The 24670-nt window shown below is 69.7% G+C and carries 22 protein-coding genes; 1 reads left to right on the top strand and 21 read right to left on the bottom strand.

Annotation, left to right across the window (positions count from 1 at the left end):
• Position 1: 1 nt before the first annotated feature.
• From ctaC to ABD770_RS11800, 3 genes are all read right to left on the bottom strand, one after another.
• On the bottom strand, positions 2 to 901 hold the full coding sequence (ctaC, locus tag ABD770_RS11810) for an aa3-type cytochrome oxidase subunit II (RefSeq protein ID WP_344819760.1): 900 nt from the start codon (positions 899 to 901) through the stop codon (positions 2 to 4).
• Between the two features lie 89 nt (positions 902 to 990).
• A complete protein-coding gene (gene erpA, locus ABD770_RS11805) occupies positions 991 to 1350 on the bottom strand; it encodes an iron-sulfur cluster insertion protein ErpA (protein ID WP_344819759.1) in 360 nt (119 codons plus the stop codon).
• Positions 1351 to 1495: 145 nt separating this feature from the next.
• The gene (locus ABD770_RS11800) at positions 1496 to 2935 is read right to left on the bottom strand and encodes a dipeptidase (protein ID WP_344819758.1); all 1440 of its coding nucleotides are present in this window, start codon (positions 2933 to 2935) and stop codon (positions 1496 to 1498) included.
• A gap of 44 nt (positions 2936 to 2979) precedes the next feature.
• On the opposite strand from ABD770_RS11800, the gene ABD770_RS11795 reads away from it, so the two are divergent.
• Positions 2980 to 3540, top strand: coding sequence for a DUF3043 domain-containing protein (locus ABD770_RS11795; protein WP_344819757.1), 561 nt, complete (start codon positions 2980 to 2982; stop codon positions 3538 to 3540).
• Positions 3541 to 3601: 61 nt separating this feature from the next.
• Here ABD770_RS11795 and ABD770_RS11790 read toward each other — a convergent pair whose 3' ends face one another.
• The 18 genes from ABD770_RS11790 to ABD770_RS11705 form a co-directional block, all read right to left on the bottom strand.
• Positions 3602 to 4621: a quinone-dependent dihydroorotate dehydrogenase gene (locus ABD770_RS11790; protein WP_344819756.1), complete on the bottom strand. Its 1020-nt coding sequence runs from the start codon at positions 4619 to 4621 to the stop codon at positions 3602 to 3604.
• Between the two features lie 10 nt (positions 4622 to 4631).
• Complete coding sequence (nrdR, locus tag ABD770_RS11785) at positions 4632 to 5108, bottom strand: transcriptional regulator NrdR (RefSeq protein ID WP_344819754.1); 477 nt, start codon at positions 5106 to 5108, stop codon at positions 4632 to 4634.
• A gap of 11 nt (positions 5109 to 5119) precedes the next feature.
• Complete coding sequence (gene hisD, locus ABD770_RS11780) at positions 5120 to 6508, bottom strand: histidinol dehydrogenase (protein ID WP_344819753.1); 1389 nt, start codon at positions 6506 to 6508, stop codon at positions 5120 to 5122.
• Positions 6453 to 7649 carry a hypothetical protein gene (locus ABD770_RS11775; protein WP_344819752.1) on the bottom strand — a complete coding sequence of 399 codons (1197 nt, stop codon included), beginning with the start codon at positions 7647 to 7649 and terminating at the stop codon, positions 6453 to 6455. The genes hisD and ABD770_RS11775 overlap by 56 nt, the downstream gene beginning before the upstream one ends.
• Positions 7650 to 7747: 98 nt before the next feature.
• Positions 7748 to 11266 carry a DNA polymerase III subunit alpha gene (gene dnaE / locus ABD770_RS11770; protein ID WP_344819751.1) on the bottom strand — a complete coding sequence of 1173 codons (3519 nt, stop codon included), beginning with the start codon at positions 11264 to 11266 and terminating at the stop codon, positions 7748 to 7750.
• Between the two features lie 94 nt (positions 11267 to 11360).
• Positions 11361 to 12296 carry an RluA family pseudouridine synthase gene (locus ABD770_RS11765; RefSeq protein ID WP_344819750.1) on the bottom strand — a complete coding sequence of 312 codons (936 nt, stop codon included), beginning with the start codon at positions 12294 to 12296 and terminating at the stop codon, positions 11361 to 11363.
• Positions 12297 to 12298: 2 nt separating this feature from the next.
• The gene (gene lspA, locus ABD770_RS11760) at positions 12299 to 12889 is read right to left on the bottom strand and encodes a signal peptidase II (RefSeq protein WP_344819749.1); all 591 of its coding nucleotides are present in this window, start codon (positions 12887 to 12889) and stop codon (positions 12299 to 12301) included.
• Between the two features lie 7 nt (positions 12890 to 12896).
• Positions 12897 to 13460 carry a DivIVA domain-containing protein gene (locus tag ABD770_RS11755; RefSeq protein WP_344819748.1) on the bottom strand — a complete coding sequence of 188 codons (564 nt, stop codon included), beginning with the start codon at positions 13458 to 13460 and terminating at the stop codon, positions 12897 to 12899.
• 152 nt (positions 13461 to 13612) lie between these two features.
• Positions 13613 to 13909 carry a YggT family protein gene (locus ABD770_RS11750; protein WP_344819746.1) on the bottom strand — a complete coding sequence of 99 codons (297 nt, stop codon included), beginning with the start codon at positions 13907 to 13909 and terminating at the stop codon, positions 13613 to 13615.
• 2 nt (positions 13910 to 13911) lie between these two features.
• Positions 13912 to 14367, bottom strand: a complete 456-nt coding sequence (locus tag ABD770_RS11745; RefSeq protein ID WP_344819745.1) for a cell division protein SepF — start codon at positions 14365 to 14367, stop codon at positions 13912 to 13914.
• 132 nt (positions 14368 to 14499) lie between these two features.
• Positions 14500 to 15639, bottom strand: coding sequence for a cell division protein FtsZ (gene ftsZ / locus ABD770_RS11740; RefSeq protein WP_344819744.1), 1140 nt, complete (start codon positions 15637 to 15639; stop codon positions 14500 to 14502).
• Between the two features lie 207 nt (positions 15640 to 15846).
• Positions 15847 to 16905: a cell division protein FtsQ/DivIB gene (locus tag ABD770_RS11735; protein ID WP_344819743.1), complete on the bottom strand. Its 1059-nt coding sequence runs from the start codon at positions 16903 to 16905 to the stop codon at positions 15847 to 15849.
• Positions 16906 to 16908: 3 nt separating this feature from the next.
• Positions 16909 to 18309 (bottom strand): UDP-N-acetylmuramate--L-alanine ligase, encoded by a 1401-nt coding sequence (gene murC, locus ABD770_RS11730; RefSeq protein WP_344819742.1) that lies wholly within the window; start codon positions 18307 to 18309, stop codon positions 16909 to 16911.
• A 12-nt stretch (positions 18310 to 18321) separates the two neighbouring features.
• Positions 18322 to 19395, bottom strand: a complete 1074-nt coding sequence (locus tag ABD770_RS11725; RefSeq protein WP_344819741.1) for a UDP-N-acetylglucosamine--N-acetylmuramyl-(pentapeptide) pyrophosphoryl-undecaprenol N-acetylglucosamine transferase — start codon at positions 19393 to 19395, stop codon at positions 18322 to 18324.
• Positions 19392 to 20627, bottom strand: coding sequence for a peptidoglycan glycosyltransferase FtsW (locus tag ABD770_RS11720; protein WP_344819740.1), 1236 nt, complete (start codon positions 20625 to 20627; stop codon positions 19392 to 19394). The genes ABD770_RS11725 and ABD770_RS11720 overlap by 4 nt, the downstream gene beginning before the upstream one ends.
• On the bottom strand, positions 20596 to 22134 hold the full coding sequence (gene murD, locus ABD770_RS11715; protein ID WP_344819739.1) for a UDP-N-acetylmuramoyl-L-alanine--D-glutamate ligase: 1539 nt from the start codon (positions 22132 to 22134) through the stop codon (positions 20596 to 20598). The genes ABD770_RS11720 and murD overlap by 32 nt, the downstream gene beginning before the upstream one ends.
• Before the next feature lie 5 nt (positions 22135 to 22139).
• Complete coding sequence (gene mraY, locus ABD770_RS11710; protein WP_344819738.1) at positions 22140 to 23249, bottom strand: phospho-N-acetylmuramoyl-pentapeptide-transferase; 1110 nt, start codon at positions 23247 to 23249, stop codon at positions 22140 to 22142.
• Positions 23246 to 24658, bottom strand: coding sequence for a UDP-N-acetylmuramoyl-tripeptide--D-alanyl-D-alanine ligase (locus ABD770_RS11705; RefSeq protein ID WP_344819737.1), 1413 nt, complete (start codon positions 24656 to 24658; stop codon positions 23246 to 23248). The genes mraY and ABD770_RS11705 overlap by 4 nt, the downstream gene beginning before the upstream one ends.
• Between the last annotated feature and the right edge of the window lie 12 nt (positions 24659 to 24670).

Below are 24670 nucleotides of genomic sequence, written 5' to 3'. Positions count from 1 at the left end.
CTTACTTCCCTTCCTCTTCGCCCGCACTCGCGCCGGTGCCCGGAAGATTGCCGAGTCGGTCGTAGGCGTCGGTGATGTCGCCCGTGTTGCCTTCCTCGCGGAGGGACTGGATGTAGGCGTCGTAATCGGACTGCGAGACGACCTTGACGTTGAACAGCATCATCGAGTGGTACTCGCCGCAGAGCTCGGCGCATTTTCCGTCGTACTCGCCGATGCGCTGCGGGATGAACGACCAGCTGTTGTCCTTCCCGATGTACATGTCCTTCTTGTAGAGGAAGTCGATGATCCAGAAGGAGTGCGCCACGTCCCGCGACTGCAGGTCGATGGTGACCTTCTGGTCGACGGGGAGGACCAGTGTCGGCAGCTTGGTGCGGTCGATGTCTCCGTTGGCATCCGGGTCGGCCTGGACGCCCATCGTCCAGACCGCGTCGGAGCCGTCCTCCTCCGTGCCGTCGTACTGGAAGTCCCACGACCACTGCTTGGCGATCGCCGTGATCTCGACGTCGGGGTCGTCCCACTGCGTTTCGATGTCGGCCTGATCGCGAGCGCTGAAGAAGAACATGCCCATGATCATGATCAGCGGGATCACCGTGTAGAGGATCTCGATCGGCATGTTGTAGCGCAGCTGGACGGGAAGACCGGTCTGGCCGACCCGACGGCGGTACATGATGATCGCCCAGCCCATCAGACCCCAGGTGACCAGACCGACGATCAGCAGGATCACCCAGGAGGTGACCCAGAGCCCGGCGACGCGATCCGTCTGGTTCGTGGCTGAAGCTGCGCCGTCCTCGAAACCGGGCAGGAATCCGTGGAGTTCAGCTGTAGAACATCCTGCGAGGGCCACGGCTGTCGCGACTCCCAGTGGGAGCGCAACCCAACGAAGGCGGCGTTTCGAGGGCACGATGCACCTTTCAGATCTTGGATAAGGGCATCCCTAAGTCTAGGGCAACCTCACACCCGATTCATGCCAATCACGCAGGATGACGACAGTCAGTGGAAGCTGTCACCGCAGGCGCAACTGCCCGCGGCGTTGGGGTTGTCGATCGTGAAGCCCTGCTCCGAGATCGTGTCCTTGAAGTCGATGGACGCGCCCTCCAGGTACGGCACGCTCATGTTGTCGACGATGACCTCGACGCCGTTGAAGTCGACGGTCTCGTCGCCCTCCAGGAAGCGCTCGTCGAAGTAGAGCTGGTAGATCAGCCCCGAGCACCCACCGGGCTGGACGGCGACGCGCAGGCGCAGATCATCGCGGCCTTCCTGCTCGAGGAGGCTCTTGACCTTCTCGGCTGCGGCATCGGTCAGCGATACGCCGTGGGCGGTGGTCTGTTCGGTCAGTGCGGTGTCGCTCATGTCACTCCTTGCAGGCGTGCAGCCGGGGCCGGCTGCTCACCCCGATCTTACCGCCGACACGCCGACGGAGGGGCGCTCCTGTGCGCATGCCGGCGGATGCGAACGGCCGGATCGGTCGTTCCCACGCACGGCCCGCGCACCCTGCTCAGGACGCCGCGGTGCGCGCGTTCAGCCTGGTCAGCAGCAGCGCCTCCGTGCGCACCGCGCTGCGGAACGTGTCCAGGTGCAGGGACTCGTCGGGGCTGTGCGCCCGGGAGTGCGGGTCCTCCACACCGGTCACGAGGATCTGCGCAGCGGGGAACTCCCGCACGAGGTCCGCGATGAACGGGATGGAGCCGCCCACGCCCAGGTCGACGGGTGCCGTCCCGTAGCCGTCGGCCATCGCACCCCGGGTGAGCCCCACGGCCCAGCCCGCGGTGTCCACGAGGAATCCGTCGCCGAGGTCCACATCCGTGAAGGTCAGCTCGGCACCGAACGGCGTGTTGTCCCGCAGGTGGCGTTCGATCGCGTCGTAGGCATCCTGCGCGCTCTGCCCCGGTGCCACCCGCGCGCTGATGACCACGCTGACCTCGGGCAGCAGGGTGTTCGATGCCTGCGCGACACCGGTCGCATCGATACCGGTGATCGTGATGGACGGCCGGTTCCAGATCCGGCCCAGGATGTCGCCGCGGCCGACCGGCGAGACGCCGGGAAGCAGCCCCGTCTCATCGCGCAGCGTGGCCTCGCTGTACGCGGGTGTCTCCCCCTCGCGCATCGACAGCCCCTCCACGGCCACCGCCCCGTCGGCGTCCCACAGGGTCGCCAGGAGCGTCACGGCGGCCATCATCGCATCGGGCACCGCCCCGCCGAACATGCCGGAGTGCGAGGCGTGCTGGAGAGTCCGGATGCGCAGCGTGAACCGTGCGTTGCCGCGCAGCGAGACGGTCAGGCCGGGGGTCTCCGAGTCGAGGTTGCCGGAGTCGGCGACGACGATGGCGTCGGCGCGCAGCGCCTCGGCGTTGTCTCTGAGGAATCTGGCGAAGGAGCGGGAACCGTACTCCTCCTCCCCCTCGACGAACAGCGCCACCCCGAGCTCCAGGTCGTCGCCGAGCACCTCCCGGACGGCGCGCAGCGCGGCGATGTGCGCCATGACGCCCGCCTTGTCGTCCGCCGCGCCGCGCCCGTACAGCCGACCGTCGCGCACGGTCGGCTCGAAGGGCGGGGTCTCCCACAGTTCGTCATCGCCGGGAGGCTGCACATCGTGGTGCGCGTACAACAGGATCGTGGGCTTCCCTCCCCGCGCCGCACGCGTGGCCAGCACGGCGGGCTGGCCGAGCTCGTCGGTGTCGTCGACGTGCGCACGCAGCACCCGGACCTCGTCGAACACGCCCGTGCCGCGGGCCAGCTCCGCCACGGCATCCGCGCTGCGCTCGAGCTGGGCCTGGTCGAAGGCGGGCCACGCGATCCCGGGGATGCGCACGAGTGCGCCGAGATCGGACAGTGCTCCGGGGATGCCGAGGGCGACCGCTTCGAGGACGGCGGACTCGGACGCCGACAGGTCAGGGGACTCGGATGCCGACGGGTCGGGCGCTGAAGACGAGGTCATGCGAGTAATCTTAAGGCGATCCCGATTCCGAACTGAGGTCGAACGTGCCCAAGTCCACTCCTGAAGCCGACGACGCCCCCCAGACGCCCGCCGTGGGCAAGGGCAGGCCGACGCCGACCCGTGCCGAGCGCGAGGCGGCGAATCGTCGACCGCTCGTCGCGAACACCAAGGAGGCGCGCGCGGCGGCCAAGGCCGAGCTGCAGGCGCGTCGCGAACGCGCACGGCTGGGCATGGAGCGCGGCGAGGAGAAATACCTTCCCGCCCGTGACAAGGGCCCGCAGCGGCGCTGGGTGCGGGACTACGTCGACGCCGGCTGGCACATCTCCGAGTGGCTGATGGCGGCGATGCTGCTGGTCATCCTGCTCAACCTCGCGCCGGTCGTGGGCATTCAGGTGTGGGCCATGGTCGGGCTGTGGGCGTACATGCTGCTGGCCATCGCCGACATGGTGCTGCTGAGCATCCGCGTCAAGCGCAAGGTGGCCGCGAAGTTCGGTATCGAGCGCCGGGAGCGCGGCCTGGGCTGGTACGCCGCCATGCGCTCGCTGCAGATGCGTTTCATGCGGCTGCCCAAGCCGCAGGTCAAGCGCGGCCAGTACCCCGGCTGATCGCGCACCGCTCGCAGGTGCGGCTCGACAGCGCAGACCGCGGTCGACGGCTCGACCCTGCTCAGCGGTGCAGTCCCCTGTTGATCTGCCGGGCCCACAACGGCCCGCGGTACAGGAAAGCCGTGTACCCCTGCACGAGGGTCGCGCCGGCGTCCAGCCGCTTCTGCACGTCCTCGGCGGTCTCCACGCCTCCCACGGCGATCACGCAGAACTCCGCCGGTACGACGGCGCGCACGACGGCGAGCACCTCGAGCGAGCGCTCCTTCAGGGGCGCCCCCGACAGGCCGCCGGCGCCGGCGGCCGCCACGACCGCGGGGTCCGTGCGCAACCCCTCCCGACCGATGGTCGTGTTGTGGGTGATGATGCCGGCGAGTCCCTCGTCGACGGCCAGTCGCGCGATGGCCGAGATCTCGTCGTCGCTCAGGTCGGGCGCGATCTTCACCAGCAGGGGCGTCTCCCCCGCCGCGGTCTTGACCGCACGGAGCAGCGGCGCGAGCGCGTCGACGGCCTGGAGCCCGCGCAGTCCCGGGGTGTTCGGCGAGGACACGTTCACGGCCAGATAGTCGGCCAGCGGCGCGAGCAGCGCGGCGGATGCGACGTAGTCGTCGAGGGCGTCCTCGACCGCCACGACCCTGCTCTTGCCGATGTTCGCCCCGATCACGGCACGCGGTGCGCGACGTCGCAGCGTCTTCAGCCGGGCGGCAGCAGCGGCCGCACCCTCGTTGTTGAACCCCATCCGGTTGATGACCGCACGATCGGGCACGAGTCGGAACAGCCGCGGCCGGGGGTTGCCCTCCTGCGGAACGGCGGTCACCGTGCCGACCTCGATGTGTCCGAATCCCAGCGCGTCGAGGCCCCGCACGCCCACGGCGTTCTTGTCGAAGCCCGCCGCGATGCCGAACGGCGATGGGAAGGTGCGGCCCAGCGCCTGCACCTGCAGCTCCGGATGCGGGGCAGTGATCGCACGCGCCACCCAGGAGAACGGCCGAACGCCGAGCGCACGGATCACCGTCATCGCGACGTGGTGCGCGAATTCGGGGTCGAGACGGGAGAGGACGTGGCGGAAGAGCAGCGGGTACATCACTGCCAGGCTATCGGTCCGCGAGCGGCGACTCCGCCGTGGCATGGTCTGCGCGCAGCTCGCCGATGGCGCGCTCGAAGTCGTCCAGCGAGTCGAATCCCTGATAGACGCTGGCGAAGCGCAGATACGCGACCTCGTCGAGGTCGCGCAGCGGGCCGAGGATGGTGAGGCCGATCTCATTGGTGTCCAGCTGCGACACACCGGTCTGGCGGACGGCCTCCTCGACCTGCTGCGCGAGCACGGCGAGGTCGGCATCGGTGACCGGACGCCCCTGGCAGGCCTTGCGAACGCCCGCGACGACCTTGTCGCGGCTGAACGGCTCGAGCACCCCGGACCGTTTGATGACCATCAGGCTCGCCGTCTCCGTGGTCGAGAACCGTCCGCCGCACTCCGGGCACTGCCTGCGCCGGCGTATGGACAGGCCGTCATCGCTCGTACGGGAATCGATGACGCGGGAGTCCGGATGCCGGCAGAAAGGGCAGTGCATGATCTCCCAGCCTACCGGCGGTCCACGCGCACGGAGCGCTCGGCGAACCGCGCCTGCACGGCTTCCCCGTGCGCGGGCAGGATCTCCGCGGCCGAGAGCGCGATGACGCCCTCGCGCACCTGGTCGAGCGCAGCGTGGTCGTACTCGATCACCTGCTGGGGGCGCAGGAACGTGTACGCCCCCAGTCCGGCGGCGTACCGCGCCTGTCCGCCCGTGGGCAGCACGTGGTTGCTGCCCGCCATGTAGTCCCCGAGGCTGACCGGGGTCTGGTCGCCGACGAAGACGGCGCCTGCGCTCGTGAACCGCTCGGCGGCCTCGGCGGCGCCCGCGATGTGCAGTTCCAGATGCTCGGGAGCGTAAGCGTTGCTGAACGCCTCCGCCATGCCTCGGTCGTCGACCAGGACGATCGCCGACTGCGGGCCCGCCAGAGCCGCGGCGACGCGCTGCGCGTGCAGGGTGTCGGAAGCACGGCGTGCGACGGCATCCGCCACACGGTCCGCGAGCTCGACGGAATCGGTCACGAGCACGGCCGATGCCTGCTCGTCGTGCTCCGCCTGGCTGACGAGGTCGGCGGCGACCAGGTCCGGGTCCGCCGTGTCGTCCGCCACGACGAGGATCTCCGTGGCGCCGGCCTCCGAGTCCGTGCCCACGGCGCCGGCGACGGCGCGCTTGGCGGAGGCGACGTAGTTGTTCCCCGGTCCGGAGACGACGTCGACCGGATCGAGTCCGAGCCCCGCCACTCCGTACGCCAGCGCTCCGATGGCACCCGCGCCGCCGATGGCGTACACCTCGTCGATGCCCAGCAGCGCGGCGGCGGCGAGGATCGTCGGGTGCACCCGCCCGCCGTGGCCGGCCTGCGGCGGGGAGGCGAGGGCGATGCTGCCGACTCCGGCGACCTGCGCGGGGACGACGTTCATCACGACGCTGGAAGCCAGCGGCGCCTTCCCTCCGGGGATGTAGACGCCGGCGCGTCCTACGGGCTGCCAGCGCTGGATGATGCGCGCACCCGGACCGAGCTCGGTGATGTGCGCGGCGGGCACCTGTGCGGCGGATCCCCTGCGCACCCGTCCGATCGCGTTCTCGAGGGCCGTGCGCACCTCGGGATCCACGGACTCCAGTGCTTCGGCGAGGTGCTCGGCGGGCACCCGGATCGCGTGTCCGACGACGTGGTCGAACCTCTCGGCCTGATCACGCAGCGCGCTCTCGCCCGCCGTGCGGACGTCATCGACGATCTGCGCGGCGGTCGCCAGGGCTTCGGCCCGTGCCTGTGCGGCACGGGGAACAACGGCGAGCATGTCCGCGGGGGCGAGGCTCTTCCCGCGGAGATCGATGGTGCGCAATGTGTCAGCCTTTCGTGATGCCGGTGATGTCGTGCAGAAAGCCGATGCGGCCGTCGTCATGTCGGACGACGTACGCCCCACCGCGGTCCTCGATGACCAGGGCCCAGGCCTCCGGGCCGATGCGGAACAGCGGCTGCCCCTGCTCGTCGAGGACGTCGCGCTCGGTTCCGGCGAGGATCCAGAACGGATTCGCCTCCTGGTCGGCCGTGCGCGGCTGAGCGCTTCTGTTGCGACGCAGCAGACCTCGCGGCGCCCGCTCCTCGTCAGGTTCGGAGGTGACTCCCAGCCCGTTGGCGGCGAAGATCTCATCCAGCGCTTCGATCGGATCGGTGTACGCCGTCCCGTTCTCGCGTCCATCGGCATCCGCGACATCGCCGTCCATCTCCGCCCGGCCGCCCGCCGGGGCACCAGCCGGAGCGCTGCCGTCTCCGACGGCGGGAAGCGGGTCCGCGGCCGCCGCGGACGGGCCCTCGGCGAGCAGGACTCCGCCGCCGAGGAACGGGAATTGCGCACGCGGCCGCGTATCGTCATCGACATCATCGTGCGCCGCGGGGGACGGTGCGTCCGGAAGGACAGTCGTGCCCCCGGCATCCGTCACATCCGACGGCACCGCGTCCGGGAGCGCAGCGGCGCGCGATGCCGGGCGCCGCGTCCGCGGGATGACGGGTCGCACGGGATTCGCGTTGCGGTGCGCGAGCGTCTCCGCGCGCCCCTCGAAGTCGTCGCGCAGTCGCGGGATCAGCGGCGCGAACACCGTCGACGCGACGAGGGCGAGTGCGGCGACCGCGGCGACGATCGGCACCCACCCGATCGTGAAGACCCCTGTCTGCACGATCGCGGCGGTCTGCCGCCAGATCAGCTGCACCCACACGGTCGCGGACACCGAGACCGCCACGGAGGCGAACTGGTCGATGCCCAGGGACCCGACCCTGCGAATGCCCTCGGGGGAGAATCTGCGCAGCACGAGGAGGAAGACGGCGGCCGTGGGCACGCCGATCGTGAGGATCCAGTCGATCCCGCTCACCCACACCGTCGAGCCCAGCGCCGCCACCGGGAAGAACGAGACGACGAACGACACCGCCCATGCGACGAGGATGATCAGCTCGCGCAGCGTGAATCCGAGGATCCCGTACTCGGGCTCCAGCTGCTCCTGGGTGCGCACCGCGTCATCGGTGGACTCCTCCGCACGTCCGGTGCTCATCCAGCGGGTCCTCTCCTCGCATCGCTTCACCCTGCGAGACCCGATACTACCCAGGGTCCTGCGCACAGCCTGGGCGACGTTTCAGACGCGCCCCCGGGTCACCCCAGGCATGCGGGCCCGAGCAGCGACTTCAGATCGCCGAAGAGGTCCGCCGAGACCGTCACCGGCATCGGCACCTCGAACACCTTCGCGGACCCGCCCCGGTGCACACGCAACAGCACCTCAGTGTCGCCGGCATGCCGTCGCAGCACCTCGGCGAGATCCGTCATGGTGCGCTCCGTGGCGCGCTGCTCGGCGACGAGGAGGGACAGCGGACCGGCCGCGTCGAAGGAGCCGATGTCGGGGGCGAACGCGGACTGCGCGTGCAGGTTCATGCCGTCGTCCCTGCGCGACACACGACCGCGGACGGCGAGGATCGCATCCTGCTGCAGCAGATGCTGGAACTCCGTGTAGGTCTTGCCCATGAACATGACCGTGATCTCCCCGTCGAAATCCTCGACGGAGATCATGCCGTACGGGTTCCCGCTGGCCTTGGCCACCCGGTGCTGGACGCCGGTGACCAACCCCGCCACCGTCACCTGGTCACCGTCCTGCAGGTCCTCCGAGGTGAGAAGGTCGTGGATGGAGATGGACGCGTGCCGGGCCAGCGGCACCTCCAGCCCTGCCAGCGGATGATCGGAGACGTACAGCCCGAGCATCTCCCGCTCGAAGGCGAGCTTGTCCTTCTTGACCCACTCCGGTCGCTCCGGGACCTTCGCCGGCGGCGCCTGGTCCATGTCGTCGTACAGGCTGTCGAAGTCGAAGCCGATGGCCCCCTGCGCCTCGTTGCGCTTGCGGTCCACCGCCGCCTCGACGGCGTCCTCGTGGATCTCCAGCAGGGCGCGACGGGTGTCGCCCATCGAGTCGAAGGCCCCCGCCTTGATGAGCGATTCCACGGTGCGCTTGTTCGCCACGTGCAGCGGTACGCGGTCGAGGAAGTCATGGAAGGAGGTGTAGGGGCCCTCCTGCCGTGCACTGATGATGCCTTCGACGACGTTGCCGCCGACGTTGCGCACCGCGCCGAGACCGAAGCGGATGTCCTCGCCGACGGCGGCGAAGAAGTTGATCGACTCGGAGACGTCCGGCGGCAGCACCCTGATGCCCATGCGGCGGCATTCATTCAGGTACAGCGCCATCTTGTCCTTGGAATCGCCGACGCTCGTCAGCAGCGCGGCCATGTACTCGGCCGGGTAGTGCGCCTTCAGGTACGCGGTCCAGTAGGACACCAGCCCGTACGCGGCGGAGTGCGCCTTGTTGAACGCGTAGTCGGAGAACGGCAGCAGGATGTCCCAGAGCGCCTTGATGGCCTCCTCGCTGAACCCGCGGTCCAGCATCCCCTGGTGGAAGCCCGCGTACTGCTTGTCCAGCTCGGACTTCTTCTTCTTGCCCATCGCGCGCCGCAGGATGTCCGCCTGGCCGAGAGTGAACCCCGCCACCTTCTGCGCGATGGCCATCACCTGCTCCTGGTAGATGATCAACCCGTACGTGCCCTCGAGGATCTCCCGCAGCGGCTCCTCGAGCTCGGGGTGAATGGGGGTGATCTCCTGCTGCCCGTTCTTGCGCAGGGCGTAGTTGGTGTGCGAGTTCGCGCCCATGGGGCCAGGACGATACAGCGCGATGACGGCGGAGATGTCCTCGAAGTTGTCCGGCTTCATCAGGCGCAGCAGCGCGCGCATGGCACCGCCGTCGAGCTGGAACACGCCCAGGGTGTCGCCGCGGGCGAGCAGCTCGTACGCCCCGCGGTCCTCGATCGTGAGGTGCTCCAGATCGAGCTCCTCACCGCGGTTGGTGCGGATGTTGTCCAGCGCGTCCGAGATGATCGTGAGGTTGCGCAGCCCCAGGAAGTCCATCTTGATCAGCCCGAGCGACTCGCAGGACGGGTAGTCGAACTGCGTGACGATCTGACCGTCCTGCTCGCGCTTCATGATCGGCACGATGTCCAGCAGCGGATGCGAGGACATGATCACGCCGGCGGCGTGCACGCCCCACTGCCGTTTCAGCCCCTCCAGCCCCAGCGCGCGGTCGAAGACCGTCTTCGCCTCCGGGTCGGTGTCGATGAGCGCGCGGAACTCGCTGGCCTCCTTGTAGCGCGGGTGCGTGGAGTCGTACATGCCGCTGAGGGGCATGTCCTTGCCCATCACCGCGGGCGGCATGGCCTTGGTGAGCCGGTCGCCCATGCTGAACGGGAAGCCCAGCACACGGCCGGCGTCCTTCAACGCCTGTTTGGACTTGATGGTGCCGTAGGTGACGATCTGCGCGACGCGGTCGTCGCCGTACTTCTCCGTGACGTAGTCGATGACCTCGCCGCGGCGGCGGTCGTCGAAGTCGACGTCGAAGTCGGGCATGGACACGCGATCCGGGTTGAGGAAGCGCTCGAAGATGAGACCGTGCCGGAGCGGGTCCAGATCGGTGATCCTCATCGCGTAGGCGACCATCGACCCGGCGCCCGATCCCCGGCCCGGACCGACGCGGATGCCGTGGTCCTTGGCCCAGTTGATGAAGTCGGCCACCACGAGGAAGTAGCCGGGGAACTTCATCTGCAGGATGATGCCCAGCTCGTACTCGGCGCGCTCGCGCACCTCGCCGGGGATGCCGTCCGGGTAGCGGTAGTGCAGCCCGCGCTCGACCTCCTTGACCAGCCAGCTCTCCTCGGTCTCCCCCTCCGGGACGGGGAAGCTCGGCATGTAGTTCGCCTCGGTGTCGAACTCGACCTGGCAGCGCTCGGCGATCAGCAGCGTGTTGTCGCAGGCCTCGGGGTGGTCGCGGAAGAGCTGGCGCATCTCCTGCGCCGTCTTGATGTAGTAGCCGTCGCCGTCGAACTTGAACCGGTTGGGGTCATCCATGGTCGACCCGGACTGCACGCACAGCAGCGCCTCGTGCGCGTCGGCCTCGTGCTGGTGCGTGTAGTGCGAGTCGTTGGTGGCGACGAGGGGGATGCCCAGGTCCTTGGCCAGCCGCAGCAGGTCGGAGGTCACGCGCCGCTCGATCGACAGACCGTGGTCCATGATCTCGCAGAAGTAGTTCTCCTTGCCGAAGATGTCCTGGAACTCCGCAGCCGCCGCACGGGCCGCGTCGTACTGCCCCAGACGCAGGCGGGTCTGGATCTCCCCCGACGGGCATCCCGTGGTCGCGATGAGGCCGTCGCTGTAGGTCTGCAGCAGCTCACGGTCCATCCGCGGCTTGAAGTAGTAGCCTTCCAGGCTCGAGCGCGAGCTCAGCCGGAACAGGTTGTGCATCCCCGGTGTCGTCTCGCTCCACAGCGTCATGTGCGTGTACGCGCCGGAGCCCGAGACGTCGTCGCTCTTCTGATCGGGCGACCCCCACGCGACCCGGGACTTGTCACTGCGGTGGGTGCCGGGGGTGACGTACGCCTCGAGGCCGATGATCGGCTTGACCCCGGCGGCCTTCGCCGCATTGTAGAACTCGTACGCGGCGAACGTGTTGCCATGGTCGGTGACGGCGATCGCGGGCATCCCGTAATCGGCGGCGGCCTTGGTCATCGAGCTGATCTTGGCCGCGCCGTCCAGCATGGAGTACTCGCTGTGGACATGCAGGTGCACGAAGGAGTCGGAGGCCATGATCCGAGCCTACCCGGGCCCCTCCCCACCCGTCCCGAACCCCGTTCCCCCTGCCCGGGAGTCCGGCCTCGCGGCGCGGCGCACGGGCGTGCGCTCAGGCGTCCTCCGAACGGCCCGGGTCGAGCACCTCAAGCGCATGGCGGAAATCGGCGGGATACGGCGACTCGAATCGCACCCACTCCCCCGAGGCCGGATGCGTGAACGCGAGCCGATGCGCATGCAGCCACTGCCTCGTGAGGCCGAGCCTCGCCGACAGGGTGGGGTCGGCGCCGTACAGCGGGTCGCCGACGCACGGATGTCGATGCGCGGCCATGTGCACGCGGATCTGGTGCGTGCGGCCGGTCTCGAGGCGGATCTCCAGCAGCGAGGCCCCCGGGAACGCCTCGAGCGTCTCGTAGTGGGTCACCGACGGCTTCCCGTCGGCGACGACCGCGAACCTCCAGTGGTGACGGGGATCTCTGCCGATGGGCGCGTCGATCGTTCCGGTGAGCGGATCCGGATGCCCCTGCACGACGGCGTGGTACACCTTCTCGACGGTGCGCTCCTTGAAGGCCCGTTTGAGGGCCGTGTACGCGGACTCGGTCTTGGCGACCACCATGAGGCCGCTGGTGCCGACATCCAGACGATGCACGACGCCCTGACGCTCGGGCGCACCGCTGGTGGCGATGCGGAATCCTGCAGCGGCCAGTGCACCCACCACCGTCGGGCCCTCCCAGCCGACGGACGGGTGGGCGGCGACGCCGGTGGGCTTGTCGACGACGACGATCTCGTCGTCGTCGTGCACGATCCCCAGTTCGGGGACGGCGAGCGGGACGATCCGCGGCTCCTCCCGCGGAGTCCACGTCACCTCCAGCCACGCCCCCGCACGCAGCCGATCGGACTTGCCCAGGACGACGCCGTCGAGGATCACCCCGCCAGACTCCGCGATCTCGGCGGCGAAGGTGCGGGAGAAGCCGAGCATCTTCGCCAGGGCGGCGTCGACCCTCGCGCCCTCCAGCCCGTCGGGCACGGGCAGGCTGCGAGAGGGCATCCTCACGCCCCGCTCGCGGCGGACTCGGACCCCGGAGCCGCATCGTCCTCGGCACCGCCTGCGTCGTCGGGCTGCGCATGATCGCGTTCTCGAGTGCCGTCCAGTCGGAGTCCGGTGACCACCAGCAGAGCGACGGAGATCATGCCTGTGACGATGAAGACGTCGGCCACGTTGAACACCGCGGGGATCATCCACGGCATGGAGATCATGTCGACGACATGACCGACCGCGAAGCCCGGATCTCGGAGCAGCCGGTCGGTGAGATTGCCGAGGACGCCGCCCAGCAGACCGCCGAGCACCACGGCCCACAGCCGGGAGCGCACGCCGATGGTCTTCCAGACGATGACACCGGCGACGACGACGAGCGCGATCGTGAAGATCCACGTCATCCCGGCGCCGATCGAGAACGCCGCGCCGGAGTTGCGGATGTAGAACAACTGGAGGAACTCGCCCAGCACCGGGACCGTCTCCTGGGACGGGAGGTGTGCGATGGTGAGCTGCTTCACAGACTGATCGGCGACCAGCACGAGCGCCGCGAGGATCGCGACGATCGCACCGGCCGCCGACCGACGAAGGGGACGACGTCCTGTCAAGAGTGACCTACAGGCCGATGGCCGAGACCGGGGTCGAGTCCGAGGAGGTCTTCTGGTCGAGGTCGCGCAGCTGCCCCTCGATCATCGCGCGCAGCTTGCCGCGGTAGTCGCGCTCGAACTCGCGCAGCTCGGTGATACGGCCCTCGAGGGTGTTGCGCTCGCGCTCGAGACGCACGGCCTCCTCGCGCTGCTTGGCCTCCGCCGCGGAGCGGATGCGCGCCACCTCGGCCTCGGCGTCCGCGATGAGCTGACGACGCTTGGCCTCTCCCTCCGCGACGTGCTCGTCGTGCAGACGCTGAGCGAGCTCGATGATGCCCGCAGAGGTGCCCGTGGCGGACGCGGTCGATGTGGCCGGGGCCTCGGCGGCAGGGGCCGCGGCGACGGGAGCGGTGTGCTGGCCGGACTCGAACGCCGCGAGCTTCGCCTTGAGGTCGTTGTTCTCCTCGATGGTCTTGCGCCACTCAACGACGATCTCATCGAGGTAGTCGTCGACCTCTTCGGGGTCGAAACCGTCCTTGAATCGGACGTGCTGGAACTCCTTGTGGACGACGTCATCCGGGGTAAGTGCCATGGGTGGCTCCTCTTTCGGTGAGTTCTTCTCGCCAGCCGTGAAGATGGCGCGTTGTGCTTCGAACGCGCAGGCTTACCCGCACCGCGCGTCTGGGAGCCAAGCATAGCCCCCCAGTCTGTGCCGCGCGATGGCGGGACATGGTGCTGCGGCGTTCACAGAGCCCGTGCGATGGTCATCAGGACGAGCAGGACGATCAGGGTCAGGGTGATACCGAAATCCAGCGAGATCGTGCCCATGCGCAGCGGCGGGACCAGCCGTCGGAAGAATCGGATCGGCGGGTCGGTCAGCGTATACACGAGCTCTGCCAGCACGAGTCCCGCGCCCTTCGGCCGCCACTCCCGATTGAACAGCGGCACCAGATCCAGCACCAGCCGCGCGATGAGAACGAGGAAGTACAGCGTCAGCACCGTCTCCGCGATGCCGCCGATGACGCCGAGGAGGGTGCCCAAGGTCAGGAGTCGAAGGAGGCGGATCCCGCCTGTGCCAGACCACCCTGCCCGGACACCGCAATGTTCTCGGGAGAGAGCAGGAACACCTTGCTGGTGACCCTCTCGATGCGTCCGTACAGCCCCAGGGAGAGCCCACTGGCGAAGTCGATGAGACGGCGGGCGTCGGCATCGCTCATCTGCGACAAGTTGATGATCACCGGCACTCCCTCGCGGAAGTTCTCAGCGATGATCTGCGCGTCGCGGTACTGCTTGGGGTGGACAGTGAGGATCTCATTGACCGCACCCGCGGCGGGCTGCCTGACGGCCGTCGGCCGGCGCAGCGGAGTCACCGGCGCGGGCGCCTGCTCCTCGCGCTCGCGGGAGGCACGAGCCGGGGCGGGCGCAGTCTCCTCCTCGTAGTTCTCCTCCTCGTCGGCGAGGCCGAGATACACCATGGTCTTCTTCAGCGGGTTACCCATCGTGTCCTCCGGTTCGAACGGTACGGGCTGGTCTGGTTGAAAGGTTAGCCCCGGCCGAGGCGCCGCCCGGTGATTGCCGCGCGGTTCGGCGGGCGTGTCGTGACCTCCGGCGAGGAGCCGGAAGTCGCTTGCTCACTTCAGGAACTCGGGGATGTCGATGTCGTCGTCGTCGATGTCGGCATCGAAGGCGGACGTCGACGTCACCGGCACGGGAGCGCGGACGGGCTCGGGACTCTCGTCCTCGGCATCCTCGTCCAGACGAACCTCCGGCAGCGTGTTCGCCACAGGGCGCTTGAGGTCCAGCGGCTCCAGTCTCGGCGAGGGCTCGCCGCCGTCGAAGCCCGCTGCGATCACCGTCACGCGCACCTCGTCGCCGAGTGTGTCGTCGATGACGGTGCCGAAGATGATGTTGGCCTCCGGGTGCGCGGCCTCCTTGACGAGCTCCGCGGCGTCGTGGATCTCGAAGATGCCGAGATTCGACCCGCCCTGGATCGACAGCAGCACGCCGTGCGCCCCCTCGATGGAGGCCTCCAGCAGCGGCGACTCGACAGCCAGCTCGGCGGCCTTGATGGCGCGGTCGGCGCCGCGGGCGGAGCCGATGCCCATCAGGGCGGAGCCGGCGCCCTGCATGACCGACTTCACGTCGGCGAAGTCGAGGTTGATCAGCCCCGGGGTGGTGATGAGGTCGGTGATGCCCTGGACACCGGCGAGGAGCACCTGGTCGGCGGTGGCGAAGGCCTCGATCATCGAGATCCCCCGGTCGCTGATCTCCAGGAGGCGGTCGTTGGGCACGACGATGAGGGTGTCCACCTCCTCCTTCAGCTTGGCGACACCGGCCTCCGCCTGGCTCTGGCGACGGCGGCCCTCGAAGGAGAACGGCTTGGTCACCACGCCGATCGTCAGCGCGCCGATCGACTTGGCGATGCGCGCCACGACGGGTGCACCGCCGGTGCCGGTGCCACCGCCCTCGCCCGCGGTGACGAACACCATGTCGGCCCCCGTCAGCGCCTGCTCGATCTCCTCGGCGTGGTCCTCTGCCGCGCGCCGACCCACCTCGGGATCGGCTCCGGCGCCGAGCCCGCGGGTGAGCTCGCGGCCCACATCGAGCTTGACGTCCGCATCGCTCATCAGCAACGCCTGGGCATCGGTGTTGACGGCGATGAACTCGACCCCGCGCAGCCCGAGTTCGATCATCCGGTTGACGGCGTTGACGCCGCCACCGCCGACGCCGACGACCTTGATCACGGCGAGGTAGTTCTGGTTCTGGCTCATGGCCGGCCTCCGTTATTCGAGCCTGACGAGGGATAAACCTTAAACCTCAACGAGAGGGTTAAACTATTTCCCGGTATTGCGTTCTCGTCATCGACGGTAGGCGCAAGCCGGGCGTGCGCGCGCACCGACACGGCGTGTCGTCACGATCCCCCGGACGACGCGTCCCGTGCGCGCGGGACGCGGCGCCCCGGGCGCGACGGAGTGCGCTCAGCGGACCACCGGGACGCCCGGCGCCGAGACGTCGAAGGAGCGGGAACCCGGCGAGTTGTCGATGAGCGCCACGAGCACCAGCGCCTTCAGCGCCGACTCCTCCGCGCTGCCCCACACGACGCTCTTGCCGTCGGCGAGCACCAGTGTCACGTCATCCATCGTGGAGGCCCTGACCTCGGCGACCTGCCCCCGCAGGTCACCGGGCAGGGACCGCACCACCTGTCCTGCGCTGCGGAACGCCGCGGTGTCCGTGCCTCCGGCGACCGACAGGACGGGCTGCCCCTCAGGCCTGTCGGCACCGGCAGCCAGCTCCACACCCGCCGCATCGACGAGCGTGTAGCCGCCGTCCGTGCGGATGACGCCGACCGGCGTGCGCTCGACGATCCGCACCACCAGGTCGTGCGGGGGATGCGCCTCCACCGCGTACGACTCGATGAGCGGGAACTCCGTCAACGCAGCCCGCACCTCGTCAGAGTCGACCAGCGCGAGCGGAGTGCCGATCTGCGCGGACAGCGCCTGCTGCACGGTGGTGCGATCCATGGCCCGCGTGCCCGTGACCGTGATCGTCTCGACGGCGAACAGCGGGCTGTACGCCGCGCCCACGCTGCCGACCAGGAGCACGCCGAGGGCTCCGGTCGTGCTCCACCAGATGATCCGCCGACGCCGGGAGCGCTGCGTGAAACGACGGATCTCCGCACGAAGGGCCCTGCGCCGCGCACGGGCCGCGCGCCACACGTCACCGCTGCTGATGGGAGCGGCCGGAATCTCGGCGGAGGCGAGCGCCTCCGCCGCCGCGACGAGATCGACGGGTTCCACGGGGATCGTGGGCGTCGCGTCGTCCGCCGCGACGGGCGGGCGGACCGCGTCCGGCGTCGACGTCCCGACGACGGCATCCGTTCCGACGGCGCGCGCGCTCCCGGCATCCGCACCTTCCGCCCCGACGCGACCGGCCGCGTCCGCGCTCGCGCGCGGCCACCGCCGGCGCGGCCGCGACGCGGCGGCCGTGGTCTCGGCCGGCTCCTCCGCGGGAGCCGGAAGCGGAGCCGGGCGTCGCATGTCTCAGACCTCGGGGACGCGCCGGAGGGAGTCGAGCACCTGCGGGATGATCTGGTACACGTTGCCGCAGCCGAGGGTCACGACGACGTCGCCGTCATGCGCGACCTGCGCGGTGTAGTCGGCGGCCTGCTGCCAGTCCGGCACGTAGTGCACGTGCGTCTGGTCGGCGAACGCGCCGCTGACCAGTTCGCCCGTCACCCCGGGCACGGGATCCTCGCGCGCACCGTAGACGTCCAGCATCACGGTGTGGTCGGCGAGCTCCTCGAGCACCCGGGCGAACTCCCGGTACATGTGCTGCGTGCGGGAGTAGGTGTGCGGCTGCTGGATCGCGATCAGACGACCGGAGCCGGCGATGCCGCGCATGGCTTCCAGCGCGGCGCGGACCTCCGTCGGATGGTGCGAGTAGTCGTCGTACACGCGGACGCCGCGCGCCTCCCCGTGCAGCTCGAGCCGGCGCACGGTGCCGGCGAAGCCCTCCACAGCGCCCGCCGCATCGGCGAGGCCGTATCCGAGCGTCATGAGCACGGCGACCGCTCCCGCGGCGTTGATCGCGTTGTGCGCGCCGGGGACGGCCAGCCGCATCCGCACGGTCTCGGCGCCGTGCACGAGCGTGGCGGAGACGGGACCGGTCGTGTCGATGTCGGCGATGCGGAGATCGGCATCCGCGGCGCGCCCGAACGTGATGATGTTCGCGTGCGTCAGTCCCGCGTGCACGCGCCGTGCCCCGGGGTCATCCGCCGAGATGACGACGGCCTCGTGCGCCTCGTTCCCGAAGCGCACGAAGGCGTCGTAGAAGGCATCCTCGGAGCCGAAGAAGTCCAGATGGTCCGGGTCGACGTTGGTGATGAGCGCGACCGAGGTGTCGTACAGCAGGAAGGTGCCGTCGGATTCGTCGGCCTCGATGACGAACAGCTCATCGGAACCGGACGCGCTGGAGACGCCCAGCTGCTCGATCACTCCCCCGTTGACGAAGCTCGGGTCCGCGCCCAGCGCCTGCAGGGCCGTGATCAGCATGCCCGTGGAGGTGGTCTTGCCGTGCGCGCCCGCGACGGACGCCAGACGGCGTCCGCCGATGAGCCAGTGCAGGGCCTGCGAGCGGTGGATGACGTGCAGCCCGCGCTCCTTGGCCGTGATGAACTCGGGGTTCTCCGGCCAGATCGCTCCGGTGTGCACGACGGTGTCGGCGTCGCCCAGATGCGCGGCATCATGGCCGACATGGACGGTCGCGCCGGCCGCGGCCAGTGCGCGCAGATTCGCGCTGTCGGCGCGGTCCGATCCGGAGACGCGGATGCCGGCGTCGAGGAACATCCGCGCGAGTCCGCTCATCCCGGATCCGCCGATGCCGATGAAGTGCGCGGAGGTGATGGTCTCGGGGATCGGGAGGGTGAGGTCGGGTCTGATCATGTCGGCCCCAGTCTACTTTTCCGCGAGTGCGCGATCGATGAGCGCGACGAGGTTCTCGGTCCCCGTACGGGTTCCGACGCGCCGGGCGGCCTCCGCCATCCGCGTGATCCGGTCGGGATCGCTCAGCAGCGGGACGACCTGCGAGCGCACGGCATCCGCATCGAAGGTCGCGTCGTCCAGCAGCACGGCGGCGCCCGCGGCGACCGCCGATCCGGCGTTCAGACGCTGCTCGCCGTTGCCGACGGAATAGGGCACGTACAGCGCGGGAAGCCCCAGGGCGCTGATCTCGCTGACCGTCGCCGCGCCCGAGCGGGAGACGATCAGGTCGGCGAGGGCGAAGGCGAGATCCATCCGGTCGACGTAGCGGCGCAGGGTGTATCCCGGCGCCGCCGGATCCGCCAGGTCGCTGCGCTCCCCCGTGACGTGCAGCAGCTGCCAACCGGCGTCCAGCACGTCCTGCCAGGAGCCGGCGAAGGCGTCGTTGAGACGCTGAGCGCCCAGCGAGCCGCCGAAGACCAGCAGTACGGGGCGCTCGGCGTCCAGGCCGAACTCCTCGGCCGCCTCCGCCCTGGCGGCGGCGCGGTCGAGCTCGACGACCTCCCGACGCAGCGGCATGCCGACCAGCTCTCCTCGCTTGAGCGGGGTCCCCTCGAAGGCCACGCCGACGGCGGATGCCCGACGGGCGCCCAGCACGTTCGCCAGTCCCGGCCGGGCGTTGGCCTCGTGGACGACGAACGGGATCCGCTCACGCCGCGCGGCCACGTACGCCGGAGCGGAGGCGTAGCCGCCGAACCCGACGACCGCGTCCACCGCATGCTCGCGGATGTGCGCACGCACCTGCGCGACGGCCCGCCGGAATCGCATCGGAAACGTCAGCGCGGCGCGGTTCGGGCGTCGGGGGAAGGGCACCTTGTCGACGGTCAGCAGCCGGTAGCCGCGAGCGGGCACCAGCCGCGCCTCCAGACCCTCCCTGGTGCCCAGCACCAGCACGGTGTCACCGTCCCGGTCGCGGAGCAGGTCCGCCACGGCCAGCAGCGGATTGACATGGCCGGCGGTGCCCCCGCCGGCCAGAAGATAGGTGGTCACTCCGTGACCCTACCCTTTCGCGCCGCGCCGGCGGTCCGCGGCGGGGCGGGCGCGCCCTTCGCAGCCATGGGGACGGTGCGGGCGAAGGAGAGCAGCACGCCGCAGGCGATCATGACCGACAGCAGCGCCGTCCCTCCCTGGGACATGAACGGCAGCGGCACGCCCATCACGGGCAGCACGCGCAGCACGACGCCGATGTTGAACAGCGCCTGGCCGACGACCCACACGACGATGCCGCCCGCGGCGACGCGGATGAAGGGGTCCGCGCTCCGGCGGATGATGCGGAACACGCCGACGGCGAAGACCCCGAACAGCACGAGCACCAGCAGACAGCCGAGCAGGCCCAGCTCCTCGCCGATGATCGCGAAGATGTAGTCGTTGGACGCCGCGGGCAGCCAGTACTTCTCCTGCGAGTTGCCCAGTCCCAGGCCGAAGAAGCCGCCGTTGGCCATCCCCCACATGCCGTGCACGGCCTGGTAGCACTCGACGTTCGGGTTGCAGGCCTCGGGATTGAAGGCGGCGAGGATGCGCTTCATCCGGTTGTCGCTCGTGAGTGCGAATCCCGTCACGGCGACAGCGCCGATCAGCATGGGCAGGATGAACAGTCGCAGCTTCGCGCCGGAGAAGAACAGGCAGCCGAGCACGATGAGCACGAGCACCATGACGGTGCCCAGGTCCCCTCCGGCGATGACCGTGCCGATGGCGAGGACGGACACCGGGACGACGGGGATGAACACCTGATGCCACGTGCCCAGGCGGGCCTGCTTGCGCAGCAGCACGAAGGCGATCCAGATGGCGAGGGCGAGCTTGAGGAACTCCGAGGGCTGCAGCTGGACCCCGGCGATGTTGATCCAGTTCCGGTTCCCGTAGGAGGAGACCCCGACGCCGCGCACGAAGACGAGCAGCTGGAACAGCACGGCCACGATCAGCGCCGGCCATGCGATCCGTCCGAAGAACGACACGGGGAGTCTGCTCACCAGGAGCATCAGCGGGATGCCGACGAGGGCGAACACGCCCTGCTTGAGCGCGGCCTCCAGCGGTGCGGTCGGGTTGGCGCTCGTGGCCGAGAGCACCATGACCACGCCGAAGAGCGTGAGCACCACCGCGGTGGAGGCGATCATCACGAACTCGACCGACGGCGGTGCGAACCGCCTGCCGAGCGACACGCGCGCGGCGAGTCCCCGTCCCGGGGCGGAGCCGTCAGCGCGCGTCGGGCGAGCCGTCTGCGTCATCCGTGCTCCCCCGTCCGATCCACTCGCGCACCGCCCTCGCGAAGCGCTCCCCACGGTCCGCGTAGCTGCGGAACTGGTCGAAGGATGCGGCGGCCGGGGCCAGCAGGACCGTCCCCTCGCCGTCGATCATCCCCGCCGCGATCTCCACCACGCGGTCCATGACCTCTCCAGTGTCGCCAGGGACCACCTCCGACACCGGCACGTGCGGCGCGTGTCGCCGGAATGCCGCCAGGACCGGCTCGCGGTCGACGCCGATGACGATCGCCCCGCCCGCCGTGCTGCCTGCATGGGCGACGAGGTCGTCGATCTCCACGCCCTTGAGATCGCCGCCGACGATCCACACCGCACCCGGGTACGCCCGCAGCGAGGACGCCACGGCGTGCGGATTGGTGGCCTTGGAGTCGTCCACCCAGCGGATGCCGCGATGCTCGGCCACGATCTGGATGCGATGCGCGTCGAGGGCGAACCTCTGCAGGGCGTCGTGGATCGCGGCGGGCTCGACGCCCAGGGAGCGGGCCAGTGCGGATGCCGCGAGGATGTTCTGCACGATGTGCGGGGCGGACAGCCCCACGGCGTGCAGCTCCTCCAGCGTCGTCAGCTCCAGCGCGCTGTGGCGCCGGTCGTCGTGGAAGGCCCGGTCGGCGAGGATGCCGTCGACGGTTCCGAGGTCGCTCGGCCCGGGGGTGCCCAGCCCGAAGCCGATCGCGCGGGCGCCCTCGACGACATCCGCCTCCTCCACCATCTCCCGGGTGGCGGCATCGTCCCTGTTGTAGACGCAGGCGACCTTCGTGTGCCGGTACACGAGCGCCTTGGCCGCGCGGTACGCCGCGGCGCCGCCGTGCCAGACGAGGTGGTCGTCGGCGAGGTTGAGGCAGGTGGCGGCGTACGGGACGGGCTGGCCGGCGGGCGCGGACAGCCCGAGGTACCACAGCTGATGGCTGGAGAGCTCGACGACCAGCACGTCGAAGCCGCTCGGGTCGCGGATCGCGTCGAGCACTGGGACGCCGATGTTGCCGCACGGCGCCGCCCGCAGTCCGCCCGCCTGCAGCAGAGTGGCCGTGATCTGCGTGGTCGTGGTCTTGCCGTTGGTGCCGGTGATGAGCACCCATTCGGCGGGAGTTCCGTCCGGACGCAGCACCTTGTCGCGCAGCCGCCAGGCGAGTTCGACATCGCCCCACAGGGCGATGTCGGCCGCCCGCGCCCATGCGATGACCGGGTGCGAGGGGGCGAAGCCCGGCGATGCGATGATCACATCCGGCTCGAAGGCGCGCAGCGCCTCCGGCGGCGCATCGAGCGGGCCGAGAACCAGTCGCGCGCCGATGACCGGCACGAGGCGCGCGTACTCCTCTGCGGCGTCCTCGGAGAGGACGAGCACCTCGGCACCGAGCTCGGTGAGGGTGTCGGCGGCGGAGAAGCCGGTCACGGACAGTCCGAGGACGGCGACGCGGAGTCCTGCCCAGTCGGAGTGCCAGCTGATGAGTCCGTCCAGGCGCGCGGTGTCGCTCATGCCCGTCAGCCGTTCGAGGCCTGGGCGAACCAGTCCACGTAGAAGAGTCCGACGGCGGATGCCGCCAGCAGACCCGCGATGATCCACAGCCGCACGACGATCGTGACCTCCGCCCAGCCGCGCATCTCGAGATGGTGGTGGAAGGGGCTCATCAGGAACAGCCGCTTGCCGCGGGTGAGCTTGAAGTACGCGCGCTGCAGGATCACCGAGCCGGAGGAGATCACGAAGATGCCGGCGATGACCAGCAGCAGCAGTTCGGTGCGGGTGAGGATGGCGAGCGCTGTGACGACGCCTCCGATGGCCATCGAGCCGACGTCGCCCATGAACACCTTCGCCTTGGGTGCGTTCCACCACAGGAACCCGATCAGCCCGCCCGCGAACGCCGCCGCCACGGTGGCGAGGTTCAGCGGCTCGCGCACCTCGTAGCAGCCCATGGCGTTCATGCCCTCGCCGATGCAGGACTGCTTGAACTGCCAGAAGGCGATGAGCCCGTACGATCCGACCACGAGCACGCCGGAGCCGGCGGCGAGGCCGTCCAGACCGTCGGTGAGGTTGACGCTGTTGGAGGTGGCGACGCCGATCACCGAGATCCAGATGAGATAGAGGATCCAGCCGAGCACCGTGCCGAAGACGAACAGGTTCAGCCAGGAGATGTCGCGGAACAGCGAGACATAGCCGCTGGCGGGGTACTGCCCGAGGGAGTTGGGGAAGTTCAGTGCCACGATGCCGAACGGGATGAGCACGACGAGCTGTCCGACGACCTTGCGCCACCCCGACAGCCCGAGGCTGCGCTGGCTGCGCACCTTCATGTAGTCGTCGATGAAACCCACCACACCGAAGCCCACCATGAGCCACAGCACGAGGATGGCCGAGAGCGCGGGCGTGGTGCCGCCGAAGAACGTCCCCACGAAATAGCCGAGGATGGTGCCGATGATGAAGATCACGCCGCCCATGGTGGGGGTGCCGCGCTTGGCCTCGTGACTGGGGTTGGCGATGTCCTCGGGCGTGCGGATCACCTGACCCCAGCCGACCCTGCGGAACAGCTTCAGGAACACGGGCGTCAGGAAGAGCGAGAAGGCGAGCGATATCGCCGTCGCCATAAGCAGGGACCTCACGAGAACAATTCTCCCAGACGATCGCCGAGATGCCGGAGCCCCACGGAGTTGGACGACTTCACGAGCACGCGGTCGCCGTCGCGCAGCTCGCCTCGCAGGTACTCGAAAGCGGCGTCCTGATCGGGCAGGTGCACGGCCTCGCTGTCCCATGATCCTTCGCCGACGACGGCGAGGTACAGGCGCCGGGCCTCCGGGCCCACCACCACGATGCGACGGATGTTCAGGCGCACCGCCAGCAGGCCGATCCGATCGTGCTCCTCGCCCGCGTACTCCCCCAGCTCGGTCATCGCGCCCAGCACGGCGACCGTGCGCTCTCCCGGTCCGGTGATCTGTGCGAGTGTGCGCAGGGCCGCGGCCATGGAGTCCGGGCTGGCGTTGTAAGCGTCGTTGATGATGCGCACGCGCTCATTGCCCATCGGCTGCATGCGCCACCGCTCGGCGATCTCCACGGTCTCGAGGCGCGCCGCGGCGACGGATGCCGGCACACCGAGCACGCCCGCCGCGGCGATGGCCGCCAGCGCGTTGCCGATGTGGTGCGCACCGAGCACCTGCAGCTGCAGGGGGAATCGCTCGTCGGCGTGCACGACCGTGCACGAGGTGCCCGAGGCCGTGACCACGACGTCCTCCGCGCGCACGACGGCGCCCTCGCCCTGCCCGAAGCCGACCACGGCCAGGCCGCGATCCTCGGCGACCGCGCGCATGGCCCATACCCGCGGGTCATCGATGTTGAGCACGGCGGTCCCGCCCGGACGGGCGACCTGGAGGAGTTCGGATTTCGCCCGTGCCGTCGACTCGATGCTCCCGAAGCCGCCGGCGTGGGCGAGGCCGACCATGAGCACCACTGCCGCATCGGGTTCCACGAGACCCGCCAGATGGGCGATGCCGCCCTGCCCCGCGGCGCCGAACTCGCACACCAGGTAGCGGGTGCGCTCGGTGACGCGCAGCATGGTCAGGGGCGCGCCCACCTCGTTGTTGTACGACCGGATGGGCGCCACGGTCTCGCCCTCGTCGGCGAGGATGCGGGCGAGGAAGTTCTTGGTCGTGGTCTTGCCGTTCGACCCGGTGATCCCCACGATCCTCAGCCGGCCGGCGGCGCGCACTCGCGCGACCACCGCGCGCGCGAGGTCGGCGAGTGCCTGCACGGCATCGGCGACGACGATCTGCGAGACCTCGGTCTCGACCGGACGCTCGACGATCGCGAGCACCGCCCCCGCGGCGACCGCGGCGTCGACGAACAGATGGCCATCCGTGACCTCGCCGGGCTTGGCGACGAAGATCGCCCCCGGGGTCATCTCCCGCGAGTCCGTGTCGACGGGGCCGCGGACGACGGTCTGCGCGGAGTCCGCACCGGCCGGGCGCAGCTCACCGTCCAGGATCTCGGCGATCTCGGCGAGCGACAGAGCGATCATGTGTCATCTCCA

Source organism: Microbacterium soli, from assembly GCF_039539005.1.
GTDB classification, from domain to species: Bacteria; Actinomycetota; Actinomycetes; order Actinomycetales; family Microbacteriaceae; genus Microbacterium; species Microbacterium soli.
The sequence above is the reverse complement of the archived record's forward strand: the minus strand, read 5'-3'. Positions and strand labels throughout refer to the sequence as shown.